This window comes from Brevibacillus sp. HB1.3, assembly GCF_013186635.1.
GTDB classification, from domain to species: Bacteria; Bacillota; Bacilli; order Brevibacillales; family Brevibacillaceae; genus Brevibacillus; species Brevibacillus brevis_D.
Window position 1 is genome coordinate 64,811 of record NZ_JABMIT010000004.1, and the last position, 17,065, is coordinate 81,875.

A 17,065-nucleotide genomic window follows, 5' to 3' on the forward strand; every position below is an offset into this window, starting at 1 on the left:
CTAAAAAATAGGCGCATGCTCAACATGCCAAACTCCCGTTGCCCACATAGTATGTAACTGCAAAGCAAACTCCCTAGGAAAGGAAGGATTCTTACGGTGAAACATCACGTGAAGCCCATTATGGGTCGCCAGCTCCCTACACCGACGCCTACAGCAACTCCTCCTATATCGAACAACTTGCAGGAAGAGTGCATTCGCGTCAATAAGGTGTATGACTGGGTAGTATTAGCGAACAGCTACCGAAACAAGATTGCCCTTCCCGACGATTGTCAAGCTCTGGTAGACGCTGCCATTCGTGCTGGGCAAGATATCACGCTCTCCTGCGTTGAGCCAGTTTCTCCTGGTCCTACTTGCAGAGTCGTCAGTATTCGCCGCGAGAACATTACCGTCAATGGGACCACTGTTCGGGTCGGAGTCGTTCGCTTTGTGTTCGGAGCCACTGTGCTCGTTCGCGTTTTCGCAGACGGTACGCCTCTCTGCGAATTCACAACAACAGTGCAATTCGATCAGGAAGTCGTTCTCTGCCTGCCTGAACCGCTTGACGAGGACAATATCTTGTGCCGAATTAGTGCTTTCGAGTGCTCACCGACCGGTACTGTTCTCCTCGGCGGCATGGTTCAACTCGACGTCATTGTCTGCGTAGAAATCCAAGTAGAAGCAGAAGTCAAACTGGAAGTATTGGCGAAATTCTGCTCTCCACGTCCAAACAGCATTCCAATTCCATCGCCAACGCCATCTTTCCGTTGCCCGCCGATCACATTCCCGCCACAATGCCCACCAATCTTCCCAGTACGCAATTGCGATTGCCAGGCGTCCGTCAACGCGTTGGTACCAAACGTTTCCATTTCTATTGGTATCCCACTCGCCGTTGCCGTCGGTACGATCCAGCTCATCGCAGATATCTGCCCAAGCTGCGATCCATCCAGCAGCTCGTTTACCTTTAACTTCTTTGATGCTCTCCTGCCTGATGTCCTTGGCGATCAAAGCTTCAGCTTCTCTCCAACGACTATCAGCTCTCCGACATGCATTACCGTACTGCCTATCCTGCCAATTGTGACAGGTCTGGTCGTAACAGGTACTGGTGTACGGACATTCACAGCAACAGGCGCACAAGAAACCCTGACCTACTCTCTGACACTCGCCGAAACAGGACTCGGCCTGCCAGACGTTATTATTCTGACACTCACCGACTCTTCTGGTGTTCTCGTCTTCAGCGCCACCATTACTGTCGTTCCGGACGAACAATTATTGGTTGCCGATTGCATCACGTTTGGGGATATTGTTATTACCACTCCATAAGAAAAAAATATTCGTTTCCAATCAGGCGGGAGAAGACCAGCACTTCTCCCGTTTTTTCTATAGATGAACCGTCACTACAATACAGGCACCAATTCCCACCCCGTACATATGTCTATATGGGAAAGCCAGACGGAAAAAGGAGGACAACACTGTGTATAAAAGGAGAATCTCCAATGCGAACAAGTCGAGAGAAAATGAGAAGCTCCTCCTGCTAAAAAAACAAGCACACTACTACGAAGAAAAAACAAACCAACTCATGCAAGAAGTGTGGCACCTACAAAAGCTGATCGAGGAAACATCCCAAAAAAACGAAGCATATAGAGAGCAGCTTGAACATCTGAACCAGAACCTCCACGATTTGGACAGCAAAGGGGCCGAATGGAAGCAGCGCTTAAACGATTCACAAGACATGCTTCAAGAAATGAAAGGCAAGCTCGACTACTACGAACACCTCTTGAAACAACGCGAAAATGCCATAACCGACCACCAGGAAACAGAGGCAAAACTAAAGAGTTCGATCGACAGCTTGAAAGCTGAGATCAGAGAACAACGAAAAGGCCCACGGCTTGAAGAAATCATGTCCAAACATCAAGCGCAGGAAGCACACTTGCGCGAGCACATTGAATTGCTCCAGCGGCAAGTACAAAGCTACGAACAAAAAGAGGCACAATGGGAAAAGACGTTACACGAGCAAGATCAGCAGCATTTAGACATGATCGCGCATCTGGAGCAGCAACAACTTACATGGAAACAAGCTTTGGATCATGCAAATGAAGAGTTTGAGACTGCACAGATAAAGCAGCACGAGCAGCTATCCAAAATTGAATCATTGAATCAGCAGTTGGAGGACGCACGGGCACGGGAAGAGCAAACACTCTCTGACCTACAGCAGCTTACAGCAGCAAGCGGAAATTGGGAGCAGCGGGAGCAGGAACTACAGATGCGAGAACAAGAACTACAGGTGCGCGAGCAAAACCTCCACGCATTTGAGCATAGTCTCCAGGCTCACGAGCAGGAGCTTCACGATCTTGAGCAAGAGCTGCGGGGGCAAGGGCAGGAACTGCAATCCCTATCGAGTAGCCTTGAGACGAAAGAGCAGGAACTACACTCCCAGTCGCAACACATACAAAAACGGGAGCAGAAACTGCTCGGTCTTGAACAAGAGCTTCAGACCCAATGGTTAGAACTGCATACGCAAGCGGATCACCTGCAGACCAAAGAACAAGAGCTGCTTGCTACAGATCAAAAGCTCGAGGCTAAAGAGCTGGAGCTGCATTCTCAGACACAAGAACTTCAAGCACGACAGCAGGAACTTCTCGGTTTTGAGCAAGAGTTGCACGGGCAAAACCAAGAACTGCAATCCTTAAAACATACCCTGCAGACCAAAGAACAAGAGCTGCTTGTTACTGAGCAAAAGCACGAGGCTAAGGAGCAAGATCTGCATTCTCAGACACAAGAGCTTCAAGCACGACAGCAGGAACTTCTCAGTCTTGAACAAGAGTTGCAGGGGCAAAACCAAGAACTGCAATCCTTAAAACATAACCTGCAGACCAAAGGACAAGAGCTGCTTGTTACTGAGCAAAAGCTCGAGGCTAAGGAGCTGGAGCTGCATTCTCAGACACAAGAACTTCAAGCACGACAGCAGGAACTTCTCAGTCTTGAACAAGCGTTACAAGAACAAGGACTAGAAATGCAAGCTCAGGCACAAGACCTCAACTCACGGGAACAGGAACTTCACGTTCTCAAACAAGAGCTTCAGACACAAGACCAAGAACTTCAATCCTTAAAGCATAACCTTGAGACGAAAGAACAACAGCTCCAGTCCAAAGAGCTTGAGCTACATTCCCAAACGCAAGACCTCAACTCACGTGAACAAGAACTTCAGACGCACAACCAAGAACTTCAATCCCTAGCTCAAAACCTGCAGACGAAAGAACAACAGCTCCAGTCCAAAGAGCTTGAGCTACATTCCCAAACGCAAGACCTCAACTCACGGGAACAAGAACTTCAGACGCACAACCAAGAACTTCAATCCCTAGCTCAAAACCTGCAAACGAAAGAACAACAGCTTCAGTCCAAAGAGCTTGAGCTACATTCCCAAACGCAAGACCTCAACTCACGTGAACAAGAACTTCAGACGCACAACCAAGAACTTCAATCCCTAGCGCAAAACCTGCAGACGAAAGAACAACAGCTCCAGTCCAAAGAGCTTGAGCTGCATTCCCAAACTCAAGGCCTCAACTCACGAGAGCAGGAACTTCTCGAGCTCGAACAAGAACTACAGACGCACAACCAAGAACTTCAATCCCTAGCGCAAAACCTGCAAACGAAAGAACAACAGCTTCAGTCCAAAGAGCTTGAGCTGCATTCCCAAACGCAAGACCTCAACTCACGGGAACAAGAACTTCTCGAGCTCGAACAAGAGCTTCAAACACAAAGCCAAGAGCTTCAATCCCTAGCTCAAAACCTGCAAACGAAGGAACAACAACTCCAGTCCAAAGAGCTTGAGCTGCATTCCCAGACGCAAGACCTCAACTCACGAGAGCAGGAACTTCTCGATATCGAACAAGTGCTTCAGACACAAGACCAAGAACTTCAATCCTTAAAGCATAACCTTGAGACAAAAGAACAACAGCTCCAGTCCAAAGAGCTTGAGCTGCATTCTCAAACGCAAGACCTCAACTCACGGGAGCAAGAACTTCTCGATATCGAACAAGTGCTTCAGACAAAAGGCCAAGAACTTCAAGCCCTAAAACACAACCTTGAGACAAAAGAACAACAGCTCCAGTCTAAAGAGCTTGAGCTGCATTCCCAAACGCAAGACCTCAACTCACGTGAACAAGAGCTTCAATCCCTAGCTCAAAATCTGCAAACGAAAGAACAACAGCTCCAGTCCAAAGAACTTGAACTGCATTCCCAAACGCAAGGCCTCAACTCACGGGAGCAGGAACTTCTCGAGCTCGAACAAGAGCTTCAGACGCAAAACCAAGACCTCCAATCCTTGGTTCAAAACCTGCAAACGAAAGAACAACAGCTCCAGTCCAAAGAGCTAGTGCTGCATTCTCAAACTCAAGACCTCCATGCACGAGAACAAGAACTTCTCGAGCTCGAACAAGAACTTCAGACGCACAACCAAGAACTTCAATCCCTAAAACATAACCTTGAAACGCAAGAACAACACCTCCAATCCAAAGAGCTAGAGCTGCATTCCCAGACGCAAGACCTCAACTCACGGGAACAGGATCTTCTCAATTTTGAGCAAGAGCTCCAAGTACAAGGGCAACAGCTGCAAACGCAAGCAGATCACCTACAAACAAAAGAACAAGAACTAACAATCCTCGAACAAGGACTTAAAGTTCGAGGGCAAGAACTTCTCACGCAGACGCAATACATTCAAGCTCGAGAGCAAGACCTTTACACCCTTGAGCAAGAGCTACAAACGCGCGGGCAAGAACTTCACTCTCAGAATCATAACCTCCAAACAAAAGAACAAGAGCTGCTCGCTTTCAACCAAGGGCTTCAGGCCCGAGATCAAGAAATTCTCGAGCGGACGCGAGACCTTGAAGCACGTGAAAAAGAACTAAACGATGTTGAACAAGAGCTCCAGGCCCAAGAAAAAAAACTACAAGCTCATGCACAGGCCTTGCAGGTTCAAGAACAAGAGCTCAAGACCCATGAGCAGGGGCTTCGGGATTGGGAACAAGCCAACCGCTCCCAGGAGCAAGCACTTTTAACGCAGAGTCAAGAACTACAGGTTCAAGAACAAGGACTTCAATCCCGAGAGCAAGCGCTGCAGCTTCGTGGGGAAGAGCTTCTCTCTCATGAGCAGGAAATCCACTCCCATGAGCAAGAGTTACTCACGATGAAACAAGAGCTGAACGTCCGAGATCAAGAACTGCACAACCAAGAGCAAGAGTTGCACGCTCAAGCGAATACCCTACACACTCGTGAACAGGAGTTGCTTACTCGGGAGCAAGAACTAAACACACTGGAACAGGCACTACTCTCTTTAGAGCAAGAAATCCAAGCTCAAAGGCAAGGGCTGCAAACCCGGGAGCAGGAGCTACAAGTGCAGAATCAAGATATTTACACCCGAGAACAAGAACTCGAGGCGCAAAAACAAGATTTACGTACGAAAGAGCAAGAGCTAGAAGCCACCCGCCATGAGATGTTGCAAAAAGCAATAGATCTCGAGCAAAGTTGGACAATAAAGCACGAAGAGACTTCTCAACAATTAACGGAAGCTCTGCTTGAGCTGGAAGCAGCCCGGTTAACGAAAAATCAACTCGTCGCTGATTATAAAAAGCTGGCCGAATCGCATTCCCTGCATGAGCAAGAATTGCGGCAAAGCATCCAACAACGCGACGAAGAAATCCAACAAACTCAAAACACTGTTAAGAGTCTCCAGTCGGAGTTAAAAGAAGCGCAACAGCAATTAACCGATGCACAGGATCGCATCAAAGCTTTTCAGCAACAAGCCAAGGAAACCGATGAAAAGCTCGCGAACGTCTCTCTTCAAAAAAATAAATGGAACGAAGTACTGGAGAAAACAACCCAAAAATATGACTCTCTGTTAACTGAAAAAGAAAAAACCATTGAGCAGTTTACATCCCAGGAGCAAGTGTTGAAAAAGACGATAACCGGACTCAAAAACATGGTGAAAGAACTCCAAAACAACGAAGAAAAATACAAGCAAATCATCAAAGAATTCACGCAAAAAGAAGCTCGATCCAATAAAGCCTTCAATCAATTCCAGCAAAATGCCCAATTTCAGCCAAACACGCAATTTCAACCAAGCGCCCAATTCCACCCAAACACCCAATTCATGCCAAGCTCTGATTCCTCCACTCAACAGTTATCTTCCACACCAGTAAAAATGCAGATGCCCTATCCCAAAAATGCCAACGAATTCAACCCGTTTCGTTGAAAAAGTGAAAATGTGCAAGAGCCGTTACCATGTGAATCTAACCTGAATACAACATAATACAGTCCAGAAAGGGAGGAAAAACCATGACCCCTGAACAAATGCGTGCACTGTATCATCAACGTCAACAACATCAAGTCCAACCTGCACAGCGCCCATCGAAAATGCCACGATCGCCATTGCCAAAATCCGGTCCGGTTCATAGAGTCCAACCGTCGGTCCAGACTAGAACAAGTGGAGGCTGCTGCGGCAGGCGTTGGCAGGGCTAATCTTTCAGAGCCCCCCTTTTCCATGACACGTACAGTCTGGGATGAGATCATCCGAGATTCCCTGGAGAAGCGGCCAAATGAAACATGTGGATTGCTCTCCGGTAGAAATGGAAGTGCACAGACAGTTTGGCGAATGGAAAATACGTTAAAAAGCCCGGTCGCCTTCGCCATGGACCCCAAGCAGATTCAACACGTTTTCCACCAAATGGCGTTGCGCGGGGAGCATTTGGTTGGGATCTACCACTCCCACCCTACTGCACCTCCCATTCCGTCACCTGAAGATATTGCTTACTGTCGCTACCCGGAGGCCGCGTATCTCATCGTTTCGCTCGCTTCTCCACAACCAGTTCTCGGCTGTTTTCGAATTGAGGGGTCTTTTGCTCGGATGTATCCTTATACAATCTGCAACTAGAGGTCAAATTCCTCAAAACAAAAGAACAGCGGGAATTTACTCCTGCTGTTCTTTCTGTTTTGGAAGATCGCTTTGTTCCAATGAACTGGGCAACAGCCATTCCCTTTTCTCCCAACTGACAAAATCATCTTCCCACTTTATCTGGAAGCGGTCCTCCTCAATATGGACGACGACTCCCTTTGCCCCATCCTTTACATATACGACCAGATCGCCTACTTGTATCACCGCTTATCGCCGCCCATTACCCGAGTCTGAAGATAATTCCGTGTCCACCCTTCGGATACACCCACTTGATATTTTCATACGGGCAACCAATACGGCAGCTCCCACACTCGTGACATCCTTCGTAACCGACGTGCATCCGCACTTCTTCCCATTTGTATACTTCCGCAGGACAAAAGATGGTACAGAGCTTATCAGGGCATTGCGTCGCACAAACATCAGCAGAGAGCACATGCAGATGTGACTCCGTATCCGCTTTGAAACGCACGAGATACTGTTTCTCCTCGATTGACTGGCCCTTCGGTATATCCTGCATCACTTCATCACCCTCCACGCATTCATCAAGTCACGCGCCATTTTCCATTTGTCCTTCGCAGAGCCGAGGTCGCTCCAGATTTTCTTCTGCTTGCTCCATTTTGAGCTGCCATCAACCGTGAACATCTGACTCGCCGCTTTGTTCATCATCGGAATATACTGTTCAAAATACTGCGGGAATTTTTCAAAATGATGCGTTGCGTCCTTGTATTTCTTCAAATCTTGACCGACAAAGCTATTCAACAGATTGATTCGGTAGCCGTCGAGCATTTTTTCGGAATAGTCCCCCGCCTCTTTTGCTGCCAGAATCGTTTCCGCCGCCATGACACCAGACGCCATCGCCATATTCGATCCCTCTCGATGGATCGCATTGACGAGCTGGGCAGCATCTCCTACGACAAGGACACCATTGCCGACAATTTTGGGAATGGAACGATAGCCTCCCTCGGGAATCAGGTGCGCCAAGTATTCCTGCTGCTCACACCCTTGGATATACGGACGAATCATCGGGTGATTCTTTACATAGTCCAACAACTCATACGGCTTGATCTTGTTTTTGATCAGACCAGACAGCATCGTCCCTACCCCAATGTTCAAGCTATCCTTGTTGGTGTATAACCAAGCTGTTCCCAAAATCCCTTTGGTCGAATCTCCGAAAATTTCAATCGTACAACCGTGATCGCCCTCTAGGTTAAAGCGATCCTCGATTATTTTACGATCCAGCTTCAGTACTTCCATGACAGCGAGCGCTACTTCATCTGGACGAAACTCTTTGTGGAAACCTAACGATTTCGCCAGCAAGGAGTTGACGCCGTCTGCCAGAACGACAACATCTGCGTATAGATCCCCATCCGGTCGATCTGTTTTCACACCGACTACTTTGCCATTTTCAACAATGCACTGCAAAGCGACGGTTTCATTGAGTAGAAGTGCTCCCTGTTGCACAGCCTTGTCTGCAAACCATTGGTCGAATTTCGCCCGCAGCACCGTGAAATTGTTATAGGGTTCCTGGGCCCACTCCATGCCTTTGTAACTGAAATTGATGGCTGATTCCCTATCGAGCATCATGAACCGCTGTTCGACGATTGGTCGTTCAACAGGTGCCTCCTTGTAAAATTCGGGGATGATGTCTTCCATCGTTTTACGATACAAAACACCTCCCATGACGTTTTTGGAACCCGGATATTCCCCGCGCTCCATCAACAGTACATTTACACCCGCTTTGGCAAGCGTATAAGCACAAGCTGTTCCAGCCGGACCTGCTCCGACAATGATTACATCAAATTTCTCAGCCATACGTTACCTCCTTGTCCGGCTCCTTTTGGAATGCTTCCATGAGCAATGGCACAATTTCAAAAGCATCACCGACAATACCGTAGTGACAAGCCTGAAAGATGAGTGCATTCGGGTCTTTATTGATGGCAATGATCAATCCTGAGTTACGCATGCCGACCAAATGCTGGATAGCTCCCGATATGCCGATGGCAAAATAGATTTTTGGCGTGACCGTCACTCCCGTCTGTCCGACCTGATGTTCATGACCGATCCAGCCCGCTTCCACCGCATCTCTGCTGGCCCCGACGGTTGCCCCGATTCGTTCTGCGAAGCGATGAATAAGCGCAAAGCCTTCCTTGCTTCCGAGTCCCTTACCACCAGCGACGATCACATCTGCCTCATCCAACCGCACCTTTTCCTTCGTCTCCCGGACGATTTTCAGTACTTTTGTGCGAATGTCTTCTTCACGCAGCTCCATGGTTTCCTCGATGATCTCTCCTGTACGTGACTCGTCTGGCTCAAGCGCTTTCATGACTTTTGGGCGAACGGTCGCCATTTGCGGTCGATGTTTTTTGCACAAAATCGTCGCCATGATGTTACCACCAAACGCTGGACGGCTCGCCTCCAACAATCCTGTCTCCGCGTTCACATCGAGCATGGTCGTATCAGCGGTCAGCCCCGTCTCCAAGTCCGTCGCAACAGCGCTAGCCAAATCTTTTCCCGTGGACGTCGCCCCATACAAGATAATTTCTGGTTTATGCTTTTGGACACATTCGATGACAGCTCGCATGTAGGACTCTGTACGGTACTCATGAAAAATTTTCTGATCGTATACATACACTTGATCCGCACCGAAGGGAAACGCAGTATGGGCCAACTCCTTGACTCCATCTCCGATTAACAAGCCAGCAAGCGGCACGTCTCGCTTGTCAGCCATTTGTCTTCCCGCACCCAACAGCTCGAGTGATACTGGGGCGATACGGCCGTCACTCACCTCTAAAAACACCCAGATGCCACGAAAATCATCCAGATTCATATCTGCTCCTCCTTCACCCGAAACAATCGCTGTTTATCGTGCAAAACCTCCATCAAGCGTGAGATTTGCTCGCTGACGCTTCCTTCGAGCATTTCGCCACCCTTTGGCTTCTCTGGGGGCCAAACTTTTGCAACAATGGTAGGCGAGCCCTTTAAACCTAACTGCGTCCGATCAATATCCCCCAAGTCATCGACGGACCAAACAACAGGATTATACCTAGCAGCTCGAAGCATGTTGGGCAGCGGAGAATACGGTACCTCATTAATCTCCTTCTCCACAGAAAACAAACAAGGCAAGGTCGACTGGATGACTTCATAACCATCCTCCAACTTTCGATGCACGATGGCGTATCCTTGTTCTTTGTTTATCTCCACTACTTTTTTCACACACGTAAGCGGCGGAATATCCAACCGTCTGGCGACTCCTGGTCCGACTTGTCCCGTATCACCGTCGATGGTCATCTTCCCGCAAATGACGAGGTCGACTGGTTGGCTTTCTGCAATCTTCTCAATGGCTTTGGTAATCGCATAGCTGGTTGCCAATGTGTCTGCTCCGGCAAATGCACGATCCGTTACCAGATAGCCTGCGTCTGCTCCGATCTCGATGCACTTCCGAATGGCCTTCACCGCTGGCGGCGGTCCCATGGTGACGACGGAGACCACACCCCCATATCGATTTTTCAACCGAACAGCTTCTTCTACCGCATGTGCGTCATACGGGTTAAGAATAGCTGGCGCACTGGCGCGATCCATCGTATTCGTCTTCGGATTCATCTTGATGATTTTGGTGTCCGGCACCTGCTTAATGCAAGCGACAATATGCAGCATGATTGATCCCCCCTTGCTGCCGGGCGCGAGTCCTATGCCTGTACAAAAGGTTGCCTTTCTTACGCGCAATCAGTTCGGGCAGCTTGTCGTTCATTGTTATAGCCTATTTCGATGCAGCCGAGCTTAGACCAGTAATCATAGAAACGAAAAAGACGCCAAACATCAGCTTGGCGCTGTGTGGCGTCTTTTGGCTTATTCATTACTGTTTGTCAATGGAGAACTCAACCGAAGCATCCGTGAACTTTTTGTCTACCTTTTTCAGCTTGATTTGCAAACCGATTTGCGGCAGAATTTTTCCTACTTCCGGTACTTCTGGCATCGAGTAGTCTTCCCTATCGCTAAACTCCTTAACGCCTTTCAACGGATCATATTTCATCGTTCCATAGATGTAATCCAGATCCATACCGGATGTTTTGTTCGGGCTAAACGCAGCATCGTTCACCTGATAGCGGGAGTCTGCGATTGCGTTTTTGTTATTCTCATCATTGTTCCAGTAACGCACTTCCTGATGGGCATCTACCACACCGAGCAAGCCGTAGCCTGGATGCTTGCTCGTATTGTTATCACGTGTTCTTTCGTAGCGACCATCAAAGTACCAGATCACCATACCTGGATCATACGTGAAGAAGGAGTCGTTACGGCGGAAGTATTTCAGTCCAGCGTCAATTCCTTCGTGAGAGCGCAGCTCAACCAGATAGTACGAATCGTACAGCTTGCCTTTTCCATCGAAGTGGACGAAGCCATCCAATTTGAACTTCTTCTCACCCTCCGCATCGTCCGCGAAGATGACTTGCCCATCTGCCTCTACTTCAAAGTTATCGAGATAGAAGCCGTCCATTACGAAAGCAGCGTCTGTCACATAGTTAAACTCGACTTGCACTTTTTTGCCGACAAACTCATTCAGGCTGATTTCTTCTTTGTCCCAGCCATTTGTTACATCATCGAATTTCTCGACTTCTTTTTTCTCACCTGTATCCGCATCGATTACATTAACGCTCAGGTAGTCATAGCCTTCCTCAATGCTTCTCCATGAATCGAATTTCATCGTTGCGGAGCTGACCCCTGTCAAATCGATCACATCGGAAGTCATTTTGGTGTTCAATTTGTTTCCTTCATCCGAGAAGTATGCGTAGCCACCATCTTTTGGTTCAACCGGCGGTTTCTTTTCAACTTTCGGCATATTCAACTTGACGACTTTTCCGTTTTTCTCGGTGCTGCTCGCATCAATGAGCGGAACCGTTTTCTTGCGTTTTTCTAAATCTTTGTAGTCCACAACAGTCGGAGCAATCCAGTTGCCGCCAAACATTTGTTGCAGAACCATTTTGGACCAAGGATCAAGGCCAGTAGGTTCCGTTTGGAATACTTTACCTGTATGGCTACCGGACGACATGAGGGACCAAGCACCTACTGGCGAATCTTTTCCTGCTCTTGTCGTGTCATACAAGTCTGGCAAACCGAGATTGTGTCCGTATTCGTGTGTGAATACGCCTGGTGCGCCATCTTCAGGCTGGATCATGTAATCAAATGCCTTGAGGCTTGTTCCAGGGATTTCCACTGGTTTTTTCAAGGTCCAACGGTGAGACCAGATCGCATCAGGATCTTCCCCTGTCTCTTCTCCGATCCCCGCATGAACGAGCATGAGGTTGTCCAGATTGCCATCCGGCTCCATTAGGTCTCCATCACCATCGATATCATACGGATCGCGCTGATCGTACAATTCCTCTTTTCCAGCAATGGCTTCCCCTACCGCCGCCAAGGTCTCGACTACCAGATCGCGCGGATTGGAATCGTCACCGGCCTTGGAGTTTCCTCCATAATACTTATAGCCATTCTCTGCCATTTGCCAAGGCGTTACCACACCGTCAACCGTCCAAGATCTTCCTGATTGCAGGTAGAAGTATTTCGCCATTGTTGTCATGCTGATTCCTTCAGGAGTTTTGTACCCCTTCTGATCAAACAGCATCTCTTTATAGTGCTTTTCGTTGAAGTCTTCCGTCCAAAGCGAGTCACTCACTTTTGGTAGCTGATTATGCTCCCGGTCAGGGTACTCGACAAGAGCGACAACGATATTATCGGTATGTAGACGCTTGGAAGCACGCACTTCATCGCCGTCTTCCATCTCAGCCGCTTTCTGAACAGCATCAGCCAATGCTGCCTGCTGTCCTCTGCTCGCTTCCTTACCGTAAGAAGACGACTCATCAATGCCGTGCGGTACTTTTTTGTCTTCGAAGTACTCGAGCAACGCCTCATCAATCTCTTCCTGTTCGGCGTCTTCATCAATGATTCCTTGCTCGATTAACCCTTTAATCAATCGATCCAGGTTAACAGTGGACAAGTCTACTTGCAAATCATGCTTGTCCTCTTTTGATTTGGCCAAACCCGTTGCAGGTGCAGCCACGAAAGTACTGAGCACAAGTGAGGAGGAAAATAAAACGGATAAGAGCTTTTTGCTTTTCTTCACTGCGGTTCACCCTCTTTTTCTATCTATTTGTGATACACCGGAAAATTATACCCCCAATTCCGACTGTTCTTAATTATTACGCGATACGTAATCTTTGCCAAATTTTTTCCTTCGACAAAAAAACCTTCACGTTCAAAAGAAATTGCTCAATAAGTCTATCGACCTACTTGCAACAAGTGCCGAATTTTCGGCTGATCATTTATACATAAGGTCTGTATTTGATATATGCTTGGTATGTCTACTGCCTAAAGGCCTATAAGAACGTTGTCGAATTATGTCGAAAAAACTCGATACTTTTCGATAAAATATTCCTTTCGCCCCCTCCCTCTTTCTTGCAAAACACCTCGATTATCGGTACGATCGAATAAAAATGCTCGTGTTTTCCATGGAGGATTTTGATGCTACAAACATTTGGTTTTTCTCTGTATGAGAGTAAAGTTTATGAAGCGTTGGCGTCTAGCGGCGAGCCTCTCGATGCGGCAATGGTCGTGAAGCATTCGGGGGTGCCAAAGGCCAAAATTTACGAGGTGCTCAATCGTCTGGTAGAAAAGGGGATGGTCCTTGACACCATATCGGAAAAGAAGAAGCGATATACAGCCCTTCCTCTGGACAGCCTGGTAGAAAAGCTGACTCGCCAATTTCAAACAGACGTCAAAAAATTGACCAGCTCCCTTTCTCATAAAACCGTACGTGATGACCGAGTCTGGAGCCTGAAGGTTGACGAATCGATTCGCGCAGAATGCAAACAACTGATCCAACGAGCGACTCGGTCTATTCGTATCTCCGCCTGGTCCGATGATTTTTTAGAGTATGTCCCCCTACTTGAGAAGAAAGAAAAGGAAGGCGTCGAGATCGAAGCCTTGGTGATCGGACAGATTAACACCACGCTATCCTGTGTTCATTCCTTTATCCCGGTGCAAGAGCATCAAGGCTTGGAGCGCTATCAGCTAATCGTAGCGGACCAAGATGAAATGATTTTTGCAGGTGAGGAGGACTCAGGGTGGCATGCGATCAAGACACGCGGTCAACCGTTCGTTAAATTTTTTGCCGATTCTTTTTACCATGATGTCGCACTGACAAAAATCACCCAAAAATATGTGGATCAACTGTTTGACGATGAAGAAATCCGCAGGATGATCATCCGTCTCCGATACTGACAATCCCTGGACTTTGGCTTTTGGCCGAAGTCTTTTCTATTTATATGGAGAATTTTTTAGTTGCACAAGAACAAAAAGGTTACTATTATGGTAGTAACCTTTTTGTTTGAGAGGAGCTATTGTCTTGAATCCACGTGTCTTCATCTTAGCGATTGCTACCTTTGTCGTAGGTACGGTGGAATTGATTATCGGTGGTACGCTCGATCTGATTGCTCGTGATCTTCAGGTATCGATTAGCGCTGCCGGACAATTAATCACCATTTTCTCGCTTGCCTTTGCCATTGCTGCTCCTCTGCTCCTGCATGTTACGAGGCGCGTCGAGCGCAAAAAGCTATACTTGTATGCATTAGCAGCCTTTTTCCTGAGTAATGTGCTCGCTGCACTTAGTCCGAGCTACGCTGTATTAATGACGGCGCGCGTCTTGAGCGCAGCAAGTAGCTCCATCCTGATAGTGCTGTCGATTACAATTGCAACGAATCTTGTGGAACCTGCTTATCGCGGCCGCGCCATTGGGGTTATTTTCATGGGGATTAGCGGTTCGCTTGTACTCGGCGTCCCTGTCGGACTGGCTCTGGGGAATGTCTTCGGATGGCGTGCCCCCTTTTGGCTCATTGCAGCTCTGAGTATTGTCGCGATGCTTTTTATCCTCTTGTTTTTGCCAAAAGTTCAAACCGCACCGCCGATTCCGCTGCGTGATCAAATGACTACCCTCCGTAGCGGCAAGCTATTCAGCGCCTTGTTTATCGTTTTGTTAATGCTGACAGGTCACTTGACGCTGTATGCATACTTCACCCCTTATCTGCAAACGACGATGAATGTCGATGGAACGACATTAAGCTGGATTTATCTCTTGTTTGGGCTTGCAGCCGTTGCTGGGGGTGGTATTGGCGGTTGGATCGCAGATAAATGGGGAGCAACCAAAAGCATACTGTTCATCATTCCAGTGTTTGGCTTGATCATGTGTGTCTTGCCGTTTTTTACAGGCTCGCTTTATTTGTTCTTGCCGATCATGTTCATCTGGAGTGCGCTTAGCTGGGCTATTTCGCCAGCGCAGCAAAACTATTTGATCTCCTGCTCACCTGCTACCGCAGACATTCAATTGAGCTTGAATACTTCGGCCCAGCATTTAGGTATCGCCCTTGGTTCTCTGGCTGGCGGCCTCGTCGTCGAGCGGTCTTCCGTTATCTACACGCCTTGGGTTGGAGCCGTGTTCGTCCTGATTTCATTCGGATTCGCCTTCTACTCGATCTCACGTCCATTTCAAGCACAGGAAAGCCAAGTGGTGCAGCCTGCGTCAGGACACCATGCATAGAGACTCGCAAAAGCAAAAAGCCGTCAACTGTTTGACGGCTTTTTCTTATCATCCTTGAATCATTTTCGTTATGAGCCTATTTCACTGGCAACCAGACGGTAAATCTCGTGATTCCCCGCTCAGACCAAACCTCAATTTTCCCCTTGTACTTGTGAACAACTGCATCTACGATCGTCAGACCCGTTCCACGCGAGCCACATTTTTTCTCTGTTTTCGTTTTCGTTGTATAGCCATTCTCGAATATACGTGCACGTTGTTCTGGCGTGATTTCCGGTCCTGTATTTTCAACTCGGAAAATAACGTGTTCCTCATCACAGCAAAATGAAATGCTGACTCGCTTTTCCCCATCCGCTAAATCAGCCGCTTCAATCGCATTATCAATAAGATTCGATAAAATTTTAATGAGATCAACGGAAGGAATGCTATCGATTGGATCAGAACATTCTTCAAATTGCATCACGATTTGTTTGGATTTAGCCTGCTCCCATTTGGTGTGAAGCAATACCATTAAGGCAGGATTCGCAAACCTCACCGTGAGATCCAGAAGCTTGGTTTCTTTCAGCAACGACTGCACGTAATCTCGTGCTTTTGGATAATATCCGCATTCGATCAAACCGTAGAGCACTTGCATGTGATTGACGAAATCATGGCGTATGGAGCGCATCGAACAAATGACTGAGCGCAATTCATCCTGATAGGTTTCTTCCGTCTCGTCAACTGCTGCCTTGATGGCACGTTGGTACCAGCGTTCCATACAAAGAACCAGGAAGATCAGTACGACGACAAACAAACCTTGAATCGCAAAAACAGGAATGCTGCTACGAACGACATCATCTCCAATGTCCTCGACGATGGCTACGTCCGTATCTACTCCGATGATTCCGATGATTCTTCCTTCTCTATCTCTAAGCGGCGCGCCCGCAGACAAGTAGACCCCGTAATTTGGATCCCTGATAATATCTGAGTAGTACGTTGATGATCCTTCGTAAATCATTTGAATGTGCTTAGGAGATAGAACAATCGGCATACCGATTTCAAAAGTTTGCTTCGCATTTGGAGGCCTTGCGACGATCATTGCGCGACCACTCTGCCTGTCTTCACTGATTTGAATCGTGTATAAATACAGCAGACCGAACTGCTCACGCGCTTGATTCAATTGCTGTTCGATTCGTTTATAGGCGGGGGTCCCTTTTACCGGATTTCGTAAAAACTCCTGATACGCGTCAACATCTAGACTGTCTGCTACTGTAGAGGCAGCGTTCATGCTTTGATTCGCAATGGAGAGTCGGACGGATTGAATCGTATTGAAATAAGAAATCGCGATGCTTACACAAGTCAAGATCAAAACAAGGATGCTAGAAACGAGCATAATGATTAGAACTCTGGGGTTTTTTGGGTGTGTACTCGTCATAATCTCCTCAATCCATCTGTGCAAAAAGTCGTCTTTTGTTTATTTGGTTGTACTAAAAACATGACTTTTTGAACATGTCTCTCTAATATTCTAGAGATTTCTACTGGAAATGTCTACATAATATGAATGTAGCTTCATTATACTT

The 17,065-nt window shown here is 47.5% G+C and carries 12 protein-coding genes; 5 read left to right on the forward strand and 7 right to left on the reverse strand.

From position 1 onward, the window contains the following. Positions 1-108 precede the first annotated feature (108 nt). The 3 genes from HPY31_RS10795 to HPY31_RS10805 all read left to right on the forward strand — a co-directional run bounded on the left by HPY31_RS10795 (position 109) and on the right by HPY31_RS10805 (position 6,904). Positions 109-1,299 (forward strand): BMQ_0737 family morphogenetic spore coat protein, encoded by a 1,191-nt coding sequence (locus tag HPY31_RS10795; RefSeq protein ID WP_371811702.1) that lies wholly within the window; start codon positions 109-111, stop codon positions 1,297-1,299. A gap of 151 nt (positions 1,300-1,450) precedes the next feature. Next, on the forward strand, positions 1,451-6,226 hold the full coding sequence (locus tag HPY31_RS10800; protein ID WP_172140709.1) for a hypothetical protein: 4,776 nt from the start codon (positions 1,451-1,453) through the stop codon (positions 6,224-6,226). A gap of 288 nt (positions 6,227-6,514) precedes the next feature. Continuing rightward, positions 6,515-6,904 carry a M67 family metallopeptidase gene (locus tag HPY31_RS10805; protein ID WP_216675592.1) on the forward strand — a complete coding sequence of 130 codons (390 nt, stop codon included), beginning with the start codon at positions 6,515-6,517 and terminating at the stop codon, positions 6,902-6,904. Positions 6,905-6,940: 36 nt separating this feature from the next. Here the strand turns inward: HPY31_RS10805 and HPY31_RS10810 are convergent, their stop codons facing one another. The 6 genes from HPY31_RS10810 to HPY31_RS10835 form a co-directional block, all read right to left on the reverse strand. Further along, complete coding sequence (locus tag HPY31_RS10810) at positions 6,941-7,129, reverse strand: hypothetical protein (RefSeq protein ID WP_016739330.1); 189 nt, start codon at positions 7,127-7,129, stop codon at positions 6,941-6,943. A gap of 16 nt (positions 7,130-7,145) precedes the next feature. Further along, positions 7,146-7,442, reverse strand: coding sequence for a ferredoxin family protein (locus tag HPY31_RS10815; protein WP_012685452.1), 297 nt, complete (start codon positions 7,440-7,442; stop codon positions 7,146-7,148). Beyond that, positions 7,442-8,737 (reverse strand): FAD-dependent oxidoreductase, encoded by a 1,296-nt coding sequence (locus HPY31_RS10820; RefSeq protein ID WP_012685451.1) that lies wholly within the window; start codon positions 8,735-8,737, stop codon positions 7,442-7,444. Before HPY31_RS10820 ends, HPY31_RS10815 begins: the two co-directional genes overlap by 1 nt. Beyond that, a complete protein-coding gene (locus HPY31_RS10825) occupies positions 8,730-9,752 on the reverse strand; it encodes an electron transfer flavoprotein subunit alpha/FixB family protein (protein WP_012685450.1) in 1,023 nt (340 codons plus the stop codon). The genes HPY31_RS10820 and HPY31_RS10825 overlap by 8 nt, the downstream gene beginning before the upstream one ends. Further along, a complete protein-coding gene (locus HPY31_RS10830) occupies positions 9,749-10,579 on the reverse strand; it encodes an electron transfer flavoprotein subunit beta/FixA family protein (RefSeq protein ID WP_172140711.1) in 831 nt (276 codons plus the stop codon). The genes HPY31_RS10825 and HPY31_RS10830 overlap by 4 nt, the downstream gene beginning before the upstream one ends. A 199-nt stretch (positions 10,580-10,778) precedes the next feature. Further along, complete coding sequence (locus HPY31_RS10835; protein ID WP_172140712.1) at positions 10,779-13,040, reverse strand: immune inhibitor A domain-containing protein; 2,262 nt, start codon at positions 13,038-13,040, stop codon at positions 10,779-10,781. Positions 13,041-13,438: 398 nt separating this feature from the next. Here HPY31_RS10835 and HPY31_RS10840 point away from each other — a divergent pair, with 398 nt between their 5' ends. Next, complete coding sequence (locus HPY31_RS10840; protein WP_172140713.1) at positions 13,439-14,197, forward strand: TrmB family transcriptional regulator; 759 nt, start codon at positions 13,439-13,441, stop codon at positions 14,195-14,197. 124 nt (positions 14,198-14,321) lie between these two features. After that, a complete protein-coding gene (locus HPY31_RS10845) occupies positions 14,322-15,509 on the forward strand; it encodes an MFS transporter (protein WP_172140714.1) in 1,188 nt (395 codons plus the stop codon). Between the two features lie 76 nt (positions 15,510-15,585). Here HPY31_RS10845 and HPY31_RS10850 read toward each other — a convergent pair whose 3' ends face one another. Continuing rightward, positions 15,586-16,920 (reverse strand): sensor histidine kinase, encoded by a 1,335-nt coding sequence (locus tag HPY31_RS10850; protein WP_026133912.1) that lies wholly within the window; start codon positions 16,918-16,920, stop codon positions 15,586-15,588. Between the last annotated feature and the right edge of the window lie 145 nt (positions 16,921-17,065).

What these genes read in the sequence shown, in the direction of transcription:
- HPY31_RS10850 (WP_026133912.1), bottom strand. Translation starts at nt 16,920, where the DNA reads ATGACGAGTACACACCCAAAAAACCCCAGAGTTCTAATCATTATGCTC.
- HPY31_RS10805 (WP_216675592.1), top strand. Translation starts at nt 6,515, where the DNA reads ATGACACGTACAGTCTGGGATGAGATCATCCGAGATTCCCTGGAGAAG.
- HPY31_RS10820 (WP_012685451.1), bottom strand. Translation starts at nt 8,737, where the DNA reads ATGGCTGAGAAATTTGATGTAATCATTGTCGGAGCAGGTCCGGCTGGA.
- HPY31_RS10815 (WP_012685452.1), bottom strand. Translation starts at nt 7,442, where the DNA reads ATGCAGGATATACCGAAGGGCCAGTCAATCGAGGAGAAACAGTATCTC.
- HPY31_RS10840 (WP_172140713.1), top strand. Translation starts at nt 13,439, where the DNA reads ATGCTACAAACATTTGGTTTTTCTCTGTATGAGAGTAAAGTTTATGAA.
- HPY31_RS10830 (WP_172140711.1), bottom strand. Translation starts at nt 10,579, where the DNA reads ATGCTGCATATTGTCGCTTGCATTAAGCAGGTGCCGGACACCAAAATC.
- HPY31_RS10825 (WP_012685450.1), bottom strand. Translation starts at nt 9,752, where the DNA reads ATGAATCTGGATGATTTTCGTGGCATCTGGGTGTTTTTAGAGGTGAGT.